Source organism: Neptuniibacter sp. SY11_33 (genome assembly GCF_047778025.1).
Lineage (GTDB): Bacteria > Pseudomonadota > Gammaproteobacteria > Pseudomonadales > Balneatricaceae > Neptuniibacter.
On sequence record NZ_CP180543.1, the window covers coordinates 1,474,249 to 1,488,230 of the forward strand.

15 protein-coding genes and 1 tRNA gene are annotated in these 13,982 nt (G+C 44.7%); 14 read left to right on the forward strand and 2 right to left on the reverse strand.

Going from position 1 to position 13,982, the window contains the following annotated elements; translation table 11 throughout:
* Window positions 1-10: 10 nt before the first annotated feature.
* The 10 genes from tolR to ACMXYV_RS06950 all read left to right on the forward strand — a co-directional run bounded on the left by tolR (window position 11) and on the right by ACMXYV_RS06950 (window position 7,912).
* Window positions 11-427, forward strand: coding sequence for a protein TolR (tolR, locus tag ACMXYV_RS06905; protein WP_415891017.1), 417 nt, complete (start codon window positions 11-13; stop codon window positions 425-427).
* Window positions 428-430: 3 nt separating this feature from the next.
* Entirely contained in the window at window positions 431-1,327 is an 897-nt protein-coding gene (gene tolA / locus ACMXYV_RS06910) for a cell envelope integrity protein TolA (RefSeq protein WP_415891018.1), read from the forward strand.
* Between the two features lie 46 nt (window positions 1,328-1,373).
* On the forward strand, window positions 1,374-2,681 hold the full coding sequence (tolB, locus tag ACMXYV_RS06915; RefSeq protein ID WP_415891019.1) for a Tol-Pal system beta propeller repeat protein TolB: 1,308 nt from the start codon (window positions 1,374-1,376) through the stop codon (window positions 2,679-2,681).
* A gap of 97 nt (window positions 2,682-2,778) precedes the next feature.
* On the forward strand, window positions 2,779-3,291 hold the full coding sequence (gene pal / locus ACMXYV_RS06920) for a peptidoglycan-associated lipoprotein Pal (protein WP_415891021.1): 513 nt from the start codon (window positions 2,779-2,781) through the stop codon (window positions 3,289-3,291).
* 3 nt (window positions 3,292-3,294) lie between these two features.
* Complete coding sequence (gene ybgF, locus ACMXYV_RS06925) at window positions 3,295-4,098, forward strand: tol-pal system protein YbgF (protein ID WP_415891022.1); 804 nt, start codon at window positions 3,295-3,297, stop codon at window positions 4,096-4,098.
* Window positions 4,099-4,116: 18 nt separating this feature from the next.
* Window positions 4,117-4,800: a 7-cyano-7-deazaguanine synthase QueC gene (gene queC / locus ACMXYV_RS06930; RefSeq protein ID WP_415891024.1), complete on the forward strand. Its 684-nt coding sequence runs from the start codon at window positions 4,117-4,119 to the stop codon at window positions 4,798-4,800.
* Window positions 4,801-4,850: 50 nt separating this feature from the next.
* A tRNA-Lys gene (locus tag ACMXYV_RS06935) sits at window positions 4,851-4,926 on the forward strand.
* Between the two features lie 306 nt (window positions 4,927-5,232).
* Window positions 5,233-6,285: a quinolinate synthase NadA gene (gene nadA, locus ACMXYV_RS06940; protein WP_415885027.1), complete on the forward strand. Its 1,053-nt coding sequence runs from the start codon at window positions 5,233-5,235 to the stop codon at window positions 6,283-6,285.
* A gap of 246 nt (window positions 6,286-6,531) precedes the next feature.
* Entirely contained in the window at window positions 6,532-7,227 is a 696-nt protein-coding gene (locus tag ACMXYV_RS06945) for a hypothetical protein (RefSeq protein WP_415891025.1), read from the forward strand.
* 4 nt (window positions 7,228-7,231) lie between these two features.
* Entirely contained in the window at window positions 7,232-7,912 is a 681-nt protein-coding gene (locus ACMXYV_RS06950) for a hypothetical protein (RefSeq protein ID WP_415891027.1), read from the forward strand.
* Between the two features lie 76 nt (window positions 7,913-7,988).
* Here ACMXYV_RS06950 and ACMXYV_RS06955 read toward each other — a convergent pair whose 3' ends face one another.
* The gene (locus ACMXYV_RS06955; protein ID WP_415891028.1) at window positions 7,989-9,425 is read right to left on the reverse strand and encodes a M48 family metalloprotease; all 1,437 of its coding nucleotides are present in this window, start codon (window positions 9,423-9,425) and stop codon (window positions 7,989-7,991) included.
* A gap of 97 nt (window positions 9,426-9,522) precedes the next feature.
* Here ACMXYV_RS06955 and ACMXYV_RS06960 point away from each other — a divergent pair, with 97 nt between their 5' ends.
* Complete coding sequence (locus ACMXYV_RS06960; protein ID WP_415884275.1) at window positions 9,523-9,759, forward strand: sulfurtransferase TusA family protein; 237 nt, start codon at window positions 9,523-9,525, stop codon at window positions 9,757-9,759.
* Window positions 9,760-9,771: 12 nt separating this feature from the next.
* On the forward strand, window positions 9,772-10,854 hold the full coding sequence (locus ACMXYV_RS06965) for an AI-2E family transporter (RefSeq protein WP_415891029.1): 1,083 nt from the start codon (window positions 9,772-9,774) through the stop codon (window positions 10,852-10,854).
* A gap of 30 nt (window positions 10,855-10,884) precedes the next feature.
* On the opposite strand, the gene ACMXYV_RS06970 is transcribed toward ACMXYV_RS06965, so the two are convergent.
* Window positions 10,885-11,352 (reverse strand): peroxiredoxin, encoded by a 468-nt coding sequence (locus ACMXYV_RS06970; protein ID WP_415891030.1) that lies wholly within the window; start codon window positions 11,350-11,352, stop codon window positions 10,885-10,887.
* Between the two features lie 300 nt (window positions 11,353-11,652).
* Between ACMXYV_RS06970 and dapA the strand changes: the two genes are divergently transcribed.
* The gene (gene dapA, locus ACMXYV_RS06975) at window positions 11,653-12,528 is read left to right on the forward strand and encodes a 4-hydroxy-tetrahydrodipicolinate synthase (RefSeq protein ID WP_415891031.1); all 876 of its coding nucleotides are present in this window, start codon (window positions 11,653-11,655) and stop codon (window positions 12,526-12,528) included.
* 12 nt (window positions 12,529-12,540) lie between these two features.
* Window positions 12,541-13,926 (forward strand): outer membrane protein assembly factor BamC, encoded by a 1,386-nt coding sequence (gene bamC / locus ACMXYV_RS06980; protein WP_415891033.1) that lies wholly within the window; start codon window positions 12,541-12,543, stop codon window positions 13,924-13,926.
* Window positions 13,927-13,982 lie beyond the last annotated feature (56 nt).

The window sequence follows — 13,982 nt, forward strand, 5'->3', positions numbered from 1 at the left end:
GGTGTGATCGATGATCAGACGGCATAAGAAAAAACGTAAGTTAAATGCTGACATCAATGTAGTGCCCTACATTGATGTCATGATGGTGCTATTGGTGATCTTTATGGTTACAGCACCGATGCTGACACAAGGCGTTAATGTTGATCTGCCTAAAGCAGCGGCGGAGCCTGTCGATGACGAAGATAATGAACCGGTTATCGTGACGGTTAATGCGGAAGGTGAATACTTTATCGATATTGGTGGTGACCCTAAAGAAGCGGTTACGGCTGATGTTGTTCATGATCGTGTGGCTAAAATTTTAGCAAGTAACCCTAAGAAAATGCTGCTGGTACGTGGTGATCGTAATGTCAATTACGATTCGGTTGTGCAGTTGATGGTTTTGCTACAGCAAGCAGGCGCGCCGAGCGTAGGCTTGGTGACGGAGTAGGGATTGATTTTGCGACCGGGTAGTTATCTTCTTCCTACAGTCCTTGCTGTCATACTTCATATCTTTGTTGTGGTTTTGTTGGCGCAGAGCTGGTTTGAGCATAAAGAGGAGGAGCGTAAAGTCCCTCGTCACGTTCAAGCGCAAATTGTCGATCTGACCACGCTATCTGCTCAGCGCAAAGAAGCCTCTGAAGCTAAGGCCAAGCAGAAAGCCGATCAAATCCGCATAGCTGAAGAAGATAAGAAGCGCAAAGCAGACGAAAAGCGTAAGCAGGAAAAAGCTAAGAAAGAGGCTGAAAAGAAAAAGCAGCTAGAGAAAAAGAAAGCTGAGGCTGAAAAGAAGCGTAAAGCTGACGAAAAACGCAAGAAAGAAGACGCTAAAAAGAAAGCTGAACAAGATCGTTTAAAGAAAGCCGCAGCTGAAAAAAAGCGTAAAGCCGACGAAAAGAAACGTAAAGCAGCCGAGAAGAAAGCGGCTGAAGAAAAGAAAAGAAAAGCTGAAGCTGCAGCGAAAAAACAAGCAGAAGAAAAAGCCCGTAACGAAGCACTAATGCAGGCGTTGCAGGCAGAAGAAGCGGCTCTGCAAGCAGAAGAACAGCGTGCTGCTGCGATGAGTTATGAAGCTTATATCGTCACGCAGATTACCCGTAATTGGCGTCGATCACCGACTGCACGAAATGGTATGGTGGTAGAAATTACCGTACATTTCTTACCATCAGGTCGTGTAAATGATTTGTATGTTAGTAAATCTAGTGGTGATGCTCGTTTCGATAACGATGCCTTGCGTGCGATTGAGCGAGTACAAGTATTTGAAAAACTTCAGGAGATGGATTCGGTTGTGTTTGATCGATACTTCCGTAAACGAGTATTACGTTTCCGGCCTGAAGATCTGCGGGATTAAGCCTGTTTTTAACTGGTATGGCGGCTATGTGTTTAAGGAGAACTAAATGAACAGATTTTTACAGCGAGTTATAGCTACATGTGCGCTGTTGTTTTCGGTTTCCGGAATCGCCGAAGGTGATTTAGCAATTGAGATTACTCAGGGCATTGATGAGCCTACCCCAGTGGCGGTTGTACCGTTTTCTTGGGATGGTAGCTTTGCTTTACCGGAAGATATCGCGAAAATCGTTTCTGATGACTTAGGTCGTACCGGTCTATTCTCGATGATGGATCGCCGCAATATGCTGAGTTTTCCAAACAAGCGCGATCAAGTTTTTTACCGAGATTGGCGTGTTAGTAAAACTGAGTTTCTACTGATCGGTCGTCAGCTCCCTTCTGAAGGTAAAGAGCTAAAAGTAGAGTTTGAACTTTACGATGTACTGAAAGAACAGCAGTTACTGGCTGAACGTGTGTCCGGTAGCCAAGCGAATATGCGTGATATTGCTCACTATATCTCGGATATGGTGTATGAGAAGCTAACCGGTGTTCGTGGTGCATTTTCAACTCGTATCGTTTACGTAACAGCTCAGCAGTTTGGTGGTGGTAAAGGCCGTTACCGTTTGAAGATGGCTGATTCCGATGGTGCTCGCCCAATTACGATTCGTGAGCAGAGTGAGCCGCTAATGTCACCAGCTTGGTCTCGTGATGCGTCTAAATTGGCGTATGTGTCTTTTGAATCCGGTAAGCCGGCAATCTACATTCAATATCTGGCAACTGGTAAGCGCGAGAAGGTTCAGTCTTTTAGAGGCCTGAATGGTGCGCCTTCATGGTCACCCGACGGTAATAAACTTGCGATAGTGTTATCCAAAGATGGTAACCCAGAGGTTTATGTTTTAGACCTGCGTTCCCGCAGCCTAGCGCGAATTACTCACCATTATGGCATTGATACGGAACCTTCTTGGTCGCCTGATGGTCAGTCACTTATCTTTACCTCTGACCGCGGTGGCCAGCCACAGATCTATCGAATCCATCTGCCGACACGCCAGTTAGAGCGTGTAACTTATGAAGGTAACTACAACTCCCGTGGTCGTTTGACACAGGATGGCCGTTTCTTGGCGATGGTTCATCGTGGTGTAGATAACGTATTCAGAATTGCGGTTCAGGATCTTAAAACAGGTCGTTTAGATATCCTGACCGATACATTTTTAGATGAGTCCCCAACCATTGCACCAAATGGCAGTATCATTCTATATGCAACGCAAAAAGGTGTAAGAGGGGTCTTGGGCGGCGTTACCTTAGATGGTGGTGTGCGCTTCATTTTACCGTCAAGTAGTGGTGATGTTAGGGAACCGGCATGGAGCCCCTACTTGCAATAAAAGTTTATAGACATTAACTTATGTTCAGAATTGGACATGGCGGCATTCAATAATATTTTGCTTGCTGGGAAGACCAGCAAATATACAGGAGTGATCAATGCGAGCTTCCAACGTAACTAAAGCAGCTGCACTAGCGCTATCCGTAGCATGGGTAGCAGGTTGTTCTACAGGTGGTTCATCTACTGAAGGTGGCGCAACTGCAGGTACTGATAATGGCACTACACAAGGTGTTAATCAGGGTTCTGTTTCTGGCTCTTCTATGTCAGGTGTTGAGAACCTACAGACTGTTTTCTACTTTGATTTCGATAAATCAGTAGTGAAAGCAGGCGGTTTTGCTGATCTAGAAAAGCACGCAGCATACCTAGCAGCTAATCCATCTGCTCAGGTAGTACTGGAAGGTCATGCTGATGAGCGTGGTACGCGTGAGTACAACATCGCACTAGGCGAGCGTCGTGCTAAAGCGGTTTCTCGTTTTATGCAGGTTAACGGTGCATCTGCTTCTCAGATCGAAACTGTTAGCTTTGGTGAAGAAAAACCAGCGATTTTGGGTCACAGCGAATCTAGCTGGAGCCAGAACCGTCGTGTGGAACTGAAGTACGTAACGCGTTAATTTATGACTTCGAACTCTACCGTTCTTTCTACTGCATTAGCGCTGGCTATCAGCGCTAATGTTGTAGCAGAAGAAGTACCCGTTATTGAGTTGGGTGTTGGCGCTTCGCCTGCCAATGTTCAACAGCCTTCCTACAATGCTCACTCGGCTTCTAAAAACAGTGAACTGATACTTATTGTCCAGCAGTTGCAGGACGAAGTGCGTTCTCTACGTGGTCAAGTAGAGCAGCAAGATTACCGTCTAAAGCAGATGGAACGCCAACAGCTAGAACGCTATCGCGATCTAGATGGTCGTATCACCGCTTTAAGGGATCCAGCTTTAACACCGCCAGCTACGACTGGTCAGTTAGGTGCTGATAACGCGCCTGTGTTAGAGGGAAATTCATCGGTATCTAGGCCACAAGTGCCAGCAGATGTAGCGCCTCTAGCGCCATCAGCGGGTGATGCACAGGCTTATCGTGAAGCCTTTGGTCTGGTTAAGGTGAGAAACTTCCCAAAAGCGGCTGAAGCATTTTCTGCTTTTGTGAAGGATTACCCACAAAGTGTACGTTTGCCTAATGCTTATTATTGGTTGGGTGAGATTCGCTTGGCGGAGCAAAAGCCTGAGCAAGCACGTGAATCATTTATGCAGGTGTTAACCCAGTTTGCGGATAACCCTAAAGCACCTGATGCAGCGTATAAGCTAGGTATCATCTACAATCAGTTAGGTGACACGGCTAAAGCGACAGAATACCTTGATCTGGTTATCAATAAATACCCTGATTCTGATGCGGTTCGCTTAGCTAAAGAGTTTAAGCGTCAGCTCTAATCAATCGTTGGAATACACATGAATTCTTCTGCTTCAAAAAAAGCAGTGGTGTTGCTGTCTGGTGGTCTGGATTCGGCAACAGCGCTGGCAATGGCTGCTGAACGCGGCTACAGCTGTTATGTATTGAGCTTTGATTACGGTCAACGTTCATTAACTGAGTTAAATGCGGCTAAGAAAATTGCCAAGCAACTGAATACGGCTGAACACCGTGTCATTCGACTTCACTTAGAAGACTTTGGTGGTTCAGCGCTAACAGATCACAGCATCGACGTGCCCGAAGAGGAAACCGACGAGATTCCGGTGACCTACGTTCCGGCACGAAATACAGTTTTCATGTCCTTGGCGTTAGGTTGGGCTGAAGTGCTAGAAGCCGATGCGATTTTTATTGGTGTAAACGCAGTCGATTACTCCGGTTACCCTGATTGCCGTCCAGAGTATATTGCTGCCTTCGAAACCATGGCTAATCTTGCGACTAAGCGTGGTGTTAGCGGCGATCCAATCAAGATCGAAACACCGCTAATTGACCTAACCAAAGAAGAGATCATCCAAGAGGGTACTCGTCTGGGTGTTGATTACGGTTTGACGGTTTCATGCTACCAAGCAGACGATGAAGGTCAGGCATGCGGTGCTTGCGATAGCTGCCGTTTACGCGCAAAAGGCTTTGTTGATGCTGGCTTGGAAGATCCAACCCGATATCAATAAAAAAGCCTTGCTTTTGCATTAAGGATACGTAAAATACGCGTCCTCTGTGTGGGTCGTTAGCTCAGTCGGTAGAGCAGTTGGCTTTTAACCAATTGGTCATAGGTTCGAATCCTATACGACCCACCACTTAAAAATTCCAGCCTATGTGCTGGTTTTTTTATGTCTTAAGATCAGCACGGCTTCGCCGCTTAGGGCGCCACTTCGTGGCTAGAGGACGGCTTCGCCTAGAGGACGCAGCTGCGCTGCTAGAGAAAAAGAAAATCCTCGCAACACACTTCATCTAACACCTAGCCACTGATTTAAGTAACTTCTAGCCGCTCGTATCTCTATGCTATACTACGTCCCCTAATTTTTATCTGGGTGATCCTCAGGTAATAAAGCTACCTAGGTGAGCAGGTAGTCGATCAGTACAACTTATGAGTATTACGTCACATGTTGAGCCAACAGGATATTTCAGATCGCATCCTCGTGCAGGAGCACTTCGCTAAAGAACACTTGCCTCTAGATATGACTATGGAGCAGGTTGAAGAGTATAAGCAGAAGATCAAAAAACTGCTTAAAGAGAAAGATGCTTGTCTGGTAGCGCATTATTACACCTCAGCCGTTCTACAGCAGCTAGCTGATGAAACGGGTGGCTGTGTATCTGACTCTTTAGAGATGGCGCGTTTTGGTAATGCTCATTCTGCTAGCACGTTGGTTGTTGCTGGTGTTAAGTTTATGGGTGAAACGGCTAAGATCCTTACGCCTGAAAAGCGCGTAATTATGCCAACAATCGAAGCGACTTGTTCTCTTGATATTGGTTGCCCAATCGAAGAGTTCTCCGCGTTCTGTGATGCTCATCCAGACCACGAAGTGGTTGTTTATGCCAATACTTCAGCCGCTGTAAAAGCGCGTGCCGATTGGGTAGTAACATCTAGCATTGCGCTACAAGTGGTTGAGCACTTGGCTGATCAAGGTAAAAAGATTATCTGGGCACCAGATAAGCACTTAGGTACATACGTGCAACGTCAAACAGGCATTGAAATGCTGATGTGGGACGGTGCTTGTATCGTACACGAAGAGTTTAAAGCACAGGGTATTCTTGACCTTAAAAAGGTTTACCCTGATGCAGCGGTTCTTGTGCACCCAGAATCTCCAGATTCGGTCGTAGAGATTGCGGATGCGGTCGGTTCTACTACGCAAATTATCAATGCTGCACGTGATCTGCCAAATGAGCAGTTTATCGTTGCGACGGATAAAGCGATCTTCTACAAGATGCAGCAAGCAGCGCCAGGTAAGCAGTTTATCGAAGCGCCTACCGGTGGTTCTGGTGCAACTTGCCGTAGCTGTGCCCACTGCCCTTGGATGGCGATGAACGGTCTAGAGAGCGTGCTTCACGCACTAGAAACAGGGCAAGATGAGATCCACGTCGATGAATCCTTAATCGTCGATGCTCGTAAGCCTTTGCAGCGAATGCTCGATTTCTCGGCAGAGCTGAATAAGTAAATTTGAAACCCGCGCAAGCGGGTTTTTTATTGCCCTGATAAAGGGTTTTGAATACAGTGGTATGCCTACAAGCTAAAGGATTGGGTTTTTAGGCCATTATGGATAGATCGGCTTCTCTTTCTCGTTATTTTAAATCTATCCCTTCGTCTCTGCTGTATAGCGGTTACTGACAGTTCAATTCTTGTTGTAGCTATTTGGATAAGCTTAAGTGCTAGTCATAAGTTGTTTTTTTAAAGGGATTGTTAAATGTACAACATGGTTTTCCTACCAGAAGAAGTGACGATTACAAAAGAGGGCTTGGAGGCAAGCCTTTCTGAGTATATGAACCCAGAAAGCTATAAGGTTCATTTTAATCAAGATTCATCGATAGTTGAGGTGATGGGTAAGACGTTTACTCTTATTTATGTAGATAAACCAGCTCCATTGGAAGAAATTTCCGGGCAGTTTGAGCATAAGGCGCATATTATTCTAAGTCCGCTTGGGAAAGCTGCTGATATAAGAGAGGGGATTGATCTCCAGCTAGCACTCGAGCGCTTTGTTCTGTTGATTTCATTAAGTTTTGTTGCAACCCATGTGTATTGGAGTAATACGCGAAAGTTTGCGGACCTCGAAAAGCTTAATGCTCTAATAGGAAAATCAAACAAACTATATGAAGGGACTAGTAAGCCTTCTACATACCTTCCGATATCTTATTGGATTTCAGGCAAGCGAAAAAGCAAAACTGATTATCTTCTTCATGGCTTTTCGAATTTAGGAGAGAAGGACTTCCACATTAAGGTCAGCTCGGATAGCTGGTCTCAAGTAAAACCGTTAGTCAATTATATCGTGAAGTATGTTTTTGATAGCGGTCGATTTTTTAATGCTGGAGATCGAATGACGCTGCCGACCGGGCAAGATATTTATCTATCGGAAAGTGATGAATTTGTGATGTTGGAGCTTTGAGAAAATGTACTATTTGAAGGTGACAGAACCAGAGGCAAGTTGTTGCCAAGTTATTTATCCGTACGACATCGTTATTAAGTCAAAAGGGCCAAAGTTTCGTTATAAACGCGATGTTAGGGTGGTGGATAAAAAACAAGTTTCTTTGGTAGATAGAGACTTCTGTGTTTTAAATGTTTCTTTCGAACGCCCATTTTTTACAAATTATCCCCCTAAAATGAATGTGGAGCATGTTGGGGCTATAGGGTTTTATACATCTCCCGCAGGTGTGCATCTTGTAAATGATAAGTTCAAAAAAATAGTCGAAGATTTTGATCCTGGTGTACATTACTTTTGGCCCGTAGATGTGAATATCAATGGTCAATCTACTGGTGGTTACTATTATATGATTGTCGGTAGGGTTATCGATTTTTCAGAAGATTACATAGAAGGCTTTGAAAATACTCCGTTTATACCAAGTGGTGGATATGTTGATATCTTACAAGAACTTAATGAAGACCCTGATGTTGCTTCATGTCTAAGTAATTATCCAATTTTTTCTTGTAAAGGTTATTGTCGATCGATCGTTGTTAGTGATGCTCTCGTAGATATATTGAAATCTGAGGTTATTGTAGGTCTTTGGGATAAAAATAATATTCCGGATGTCGAGTTCTATTATGGTATTCGGAAAATAAAGACAGGTATCTAGGCCTAATTCAGCGTTATGGCTTATCGTATCTATATACGAGGGCTTTCCATTGTTGCACTGAATAATTTAGGTAAGATCAATAATCCAACTTCAACGATTCCCTAATCTCTTTGGCGTCTTCCTGTCTTTGCTCTAATCGCGCGCGTTCGGTGCTGCTAATTGTCGGTTCTCTTAGCGCATAATCGATCTGCCTTAAGGCTCTATCCACATTAGCAGTTAGCAGGAAGTATTCAACACGGGCTTCGTGTACGCCAACAATATCGCCGGCTAACCCGTAGGCTTCTGCTAGCAGGTACCATGCACGGCTGTCATTTGGATCTTTCTCTACTAGGTCTTCATAAGCTTGTACCGCAAGGTGCGGCTGGTTTAGTTTGATTTGTGTATCGGCGTAAATAAAAGATACAGCTTGGCTGCCAGGGAAAAGGTTTCTTAGATGTTGTAGCTGTTTCGCCGCTTCTGGGTAGTTCTCTTTTCCAAGTTCCAGTTCTGCTTTGATTAAACGAGCGCTTAAGCGGCTTTTAAAGCTTTTGCTAAAGCGGTTGATGTTCTTTTGTGCAAGCTCAAAGTCTTTAACCGCTATCGCAGTATGGGCAATAGCGTATCTTAAGCTGTCGTTGTCCTGCTGTTTTTGCGTGTTTAGGTATTTTTCTAACAGTTGTTTTTGATCTTTAGTGTATCCGGTACGAATACGTGCGCTGGCGATATTAAAATGGATACTGTTTTCTTTGGCATTAATCACATTGATTGTTTCAGCACGGTTTAGTGCGTCAGATACACGTGATTGGGTCACTGGGTGAGTTAGCAAAAATTCAGGCGGTATACGGCTAAAGCGCGCTTGTTGCTGTAGCTGACTGAACATATCGGCCATAGATTTTGGATCGTAGCCTGCTTGTGTAAGGGTTTGCATGCCTATGTAATCGGCTTCACGTTCATTCTGGCGGCTAAACGAAAGGCGGGAAGAGGCTGAGGCCGCCATAGATGATTGCATGCCGACAACGCCTGCTTCGGGATCTGCTGCAGCTAATAAAATGCTACCTAATAAGCTGGCTATGAAAAATGGCTTATTGCGGCGTTGCTCTTCTAGTTGTGAGGCAAAGTGGCGTTGGCTTAAATGAGCTAACTCGTGTGCGAGAACTGAGGCTAGCTGCGCTTCATTTTGTGCTGTAAGAAGTAAGCCTGTATGAACGCCGATAATGCCGCCGGGTGCTGCAAAGGCGTTAACGGTAGGGTTGTCCAGCACCACAATTTCTAGGCGTCGGTCCGTGAGTTGGCTGTAGGTGACTAAATTCCAAGTGAGTTCTTCGACGTATTGGCTGACAACGGCGTCTTTATATAAGCGTGAACTACCGCGAAGCATACGTACCCAAGCGCGCCCCAAAAGGTATTCCTGCTGCGGCGTAATAATGCTGTAACCGCTACCACCGATATCAGGTAGTTGAGTGTCTGCTTTCAAGCTTGAAGGTGAGGCACTTAACAAAATTGTTAAGAGGAAAGCAATAAGTCCATTGTGCATGCTGTTATCCGAAAATCCCGTGCTAATACAAACAAGAATGGTATATAGTGCTGAACTTAATTGATAACGACAACAAAAATTACGTTAAGAAAAGTTAATGACTACACATTCGTTCGACGAGACATTAGACGCGTCTGGATTAAATTGTCCTTTGCCGCTCCTGAAAGCTAAACAAGCGCTGAATAAATTGGAAGCGGGAAAGGTGTTAAAAGTTATCGCTACTGATAGTGGTTCTATCAGAGATTTTAAAGCCTATACCGATCAATCTGACCATGAATTGTTGGAATCGTTCACTGATCAGGAACCTTATGTTTATCTGATCCGTCGAGGCTAAGCAGAGTTTCTTATGCGCAAGATATTTAGTAAATGGATAGAGCGCTACTTTTCTGACGAAGAGGCGTTGCTTCTCTTTGTTTTGTTAGGTGCAGCATTGCTGGTTATCCTGACCTTAGGTCAGGCTTTGGCACCGGTTTTTGCGGGTATTATCCTAGCGTTTTTGATGCAGGGTGGGGTTAACCGCTTAAAGCAGTTAAATGTTCCACATCTACTTTCGGTCATACTGGTTTTTTTAGCTTTTGTTGGTGGTTTGGCCGCCCTGTTCTTGATCGTTATGCCGCTGGCATGGCGGCAGGCAGTAAATCTGTTTAATGAGCTTCCCGGTATTTTATCGGAAATACAAACGGTATTGCTTCTGTTGCCGCAAAAATACCCAGAGTTTATCTCTGAGGCCCGCATTTTAGAGCTGATCGACCTTGCTGCTGCTGAGCTATCGCAGATGGGGCAGTTGGTAGTGACGTTCTCTTTAAACTCGATTACTGGGGTGATGGCGTTACTGATTTATCTGGTATTAGTGCCTATTTTAGTTTTCTTCTTCCTCAAGGATGGGGCGGTTATGACTAAATGGTGGGTATCATTTTTACCTGAAAAGCGCGATATGATGACCAGCGTTTGGACTGAGATGGATGATCAGATCGCCAACTATATCCGTGGCAAGGCGATTGAAATCATCGTAGTAGGTACGGTGACCTACATTACCTTTATCTTCTTGGGTATTAACTATGCAGCTCTATTGGGTATTTTGGTCGGTTTGTCTGTACTGATCCCATATATTGGTGCTGCCTTAGTAACGATCCCAGTTGCATTGATTGCTTTCTTCCAGTGGGGCTGGAGTAGTGAGTTTATGACCCTGATGGTGGCATACGGCATTATTCAGGCGTTGGATGGTAACGCACTGGTTCCATTGTTGTTCTCTGAAGCGGTAAATCTTCATCCGGTTGCGATTATCGTAGCAGTGTTGGTCTTTGGTGGGCTTTGGGGATTCTGGGGATTGTTCTTTGCGATTCCGCTAGCAACCTTGATCAAGGCTATTTTGAGTTCGTGGCCTAAGGCGAAACAGCATCCTGTAGAGTTAGAAGAAAGCGGTGTTTAAACACCGCTTTTTTGTGTCTTTTATTTTAATTTATAGTGCTTGAGCCGCAGCGAGTACTTCGTCGACATGACCTTTAACTTTTACAGTGCGCCATTCTTGTCGTAAAACACCTTCGGCATCAATCAAGAACGTAGATCGGTCGATACCCATGTACTCACGGCCGTAATTCTTCTTCAGTTTGATAACGTCAAACAGTTTGCACAGCTCTTCATCTGGGTCGCTGATTAACTCGAATGGAAACTCCTGTTTTGCTTTGAAGTTTTCATGAGCACGCATGCCGTCACGTGAAACGCCAAAAATCACAGTGTTTGCTGCTTCAAACTGATCGATAGTGTCGCGGAAGTTCTGACCTTCTGTTGTGCAGCCAGGGGTGCTGTCTTTAGGGTAAAAATAGATAACAATGTTTTTGCCCTTTAGTGCATCCAGTTCAACAGTCTGCTCGCTAGTGGCTTGAGCGGTAAAAGATGGGACTTTTTGATCAATAGCAACGTTGCTCATAGTAAATCCTTAGTGATGATGGCTACTCAACAAAGTATAAAATCGTATAGAATACGTCTCTTAATACGATACCAGATATGGTTTAGATTATAAGTGATCTATTACACGAGTAATTGGCAATATTTTATGAGTGAAAGTAGAAATATTCCTTCTTAGCCCTCTATTTGGATTGGCCCAAGGAAAAATTGAATCTTTTCAGCCGCCTAGGGTCGATTAGTCAAGTTTTAAGGTTGTAATACGCAGTAGGGCAGAGTAGTTTTGTCCTTTGCAAAACCTGATATAAATCTCATGGAGAAAAAAATGATTACTGGCAGCATTGTTGCTCTTGTTACCCCTATGCTTTCTAACGGAGACGTCGATTGGGATTCCCTAGACAAACTGGTAGATTGGCATCTGGATAAGGGCACTGATTCCATCGTCGCTGTGGGCACTACTGGTGAGTCCGCTACACTAAACTGCGATGAGCATTGCCAAGTGATTAAACGTGTAGTTGAACGTGTTGCAGGCCGTATCCCAGTGATTGCAGGCACAGGTGCAAACTCAACTTCCGAAGCAATCGAACTAACTGCTGAAGCTAAAAACGCGGGTGCAGATGCGTGCTTGCTTGTGACTCCTTACTACAACAAGCCGACTCAAGAAGGTTTGTACCAGCATTACAAAGCAATTGCAGAAGCGGTAGATATCCCGCAGATCCTTTACAACGTACCAGGTCGTACTGCTTGCGATATGCAGACTGAAACTGTGCTTCGCCTAGCCGAGATCAGCAATATTGTGGGTGTTAAAGAGGCCACGGGTGACGTGCCTCGTGGGGTTGATCTAATTTCTAAAGCTCCGGCTGATTTTGCGGTTTACTCTGGTGATGATGCTACGGCAGTAGAGCTAATGCTCGAGGGTGGTAAAGGTAACATCTCTGTGACTGCAAACGTTGCACCAGCTGAGATGGCTGAAATGTGTACTTTGGCGATGTCTGGTAAAGCAGAAGAAGCGCGTTCACTAAATAACAGCCTAATGCCGCTTCACGAAAAACTGTTTGTTGAAGCTAACCCAATCCCAGTTAAATGGGCGCTAGCTGAAATGGGCTACATGGGCCTAGGTATTCGTTTGCCGCTTACTGTATTGGCAGATGAGTGTCACGACACTGTTCGTGAAGCGATGCGTAGCACTAACATTATCTAAGCGACTATATTCATGAAGAAAATTGTATCTGTATTAGTGGTTACTGGAGCGCTGCTTTCTGGCTGCAGTATGTTGGATGATAACCCGATCTACGGTGACAGCGGCATTGTGCGTGACCGTAGTCAGGATTATGAATTGGCACAAACAAGTCAGCGTTTAGAGGTGCCAGAGCATCTTAAAGCGAAACAGACAGCAGATACATTGGCTATTCCTGAAATTAGTAATGTTGCTACGACGCGTACGGGGGGCTTCGATGTTCCTCGTCCTGAGTTCTTTTACGCTGAAGCGGGTAGTGAATCTGTTAACTTGAAGCGTGAAAATGGTGAAAAACTCATTATTGTTGATGAGGGGATCACTAGCGTTTGGGTTAAGCTGCAAGAGTTCTGGCAGTTTAATGGTATTGATATCGCTAAGTCCGATCCTCGTCAGGGTCGTATGGAAACCCAGTGGATCCATCATGATGCCAAAGAGTTCGGTTTGGTGGATACTTGGGTTAAACGCCTGACGTTCCAAGATATTCCTGGAGATACTAAAGATAAATTACGTGTCAACTTAAGACCTGTTGAAGGTGATCCTTCTCGAACTGCTATCGGCATGGAGCATGTTCGTTTTGCCGCTGATGAAGAAGTGACAAACATCGATTGGGCTACTCAAGCTCAGGGCGTAACTTATAAATCCGATATGATGTTTGAGATGCTGCGTTACTTAGGTAAAGCCTCGGGTCAGCGTAATGCTCAAACGCTAATCGCATTCAACGAAAAGCGTCGTGTTGGTACGCAGCTAGGTCGTGATTCCCGCGGTAACTCAGTTCTGAAGATGAACACGGATTCTGCTACCGCTTGGAATGAGATTAGCGAAGCTTTGGATAAAGCGGATATGGATGTGGGTACTCGTGATGCAGATACGGGTTATTTCTATATGACCTACACGACCTCTACACCGTTTGAAAATATTGAAGAGCAAGGGTTTTTCGAATGGCTTCACTCCGATCGTGGTGAAATTAAGCTAGATACAAGCTCGATTTCTGCTGCACTGGGTCTGGAGGGCGAAGAAGAGGGTGGCATCAGTTATACAACGGGTAAAACCGCTGCTTACCTTCAAGGCGTGAAGGAGGGTGAGGCGAAAGACGCTCTAGTTGATCCTGAAGATGAAGGTAATAAGAAAGGCTATAAAATCTGGTTTGCAGGTAAGCCGATCTATATCTTCGGTGGCGAAGAGTCAGGTATCTACAATGAAACTACAGGTAAGTTTGAGCATACAGGTCAATACCAGCTGAAACTTATCCGTACGCGTTCGGGCGTATTTTTAAGTGTGTTAACGTCTGAAGGTCTATCTGCACCTGCAATTGTAGCAGAAGAGATTCTTTGGGAAATTAAAGAGAATTTACCTAAAATTTAAAGGTGATATTGTTTGCAATATTATCTTTACTAGAAGGGCCGTGAGGCCCTTTTTTT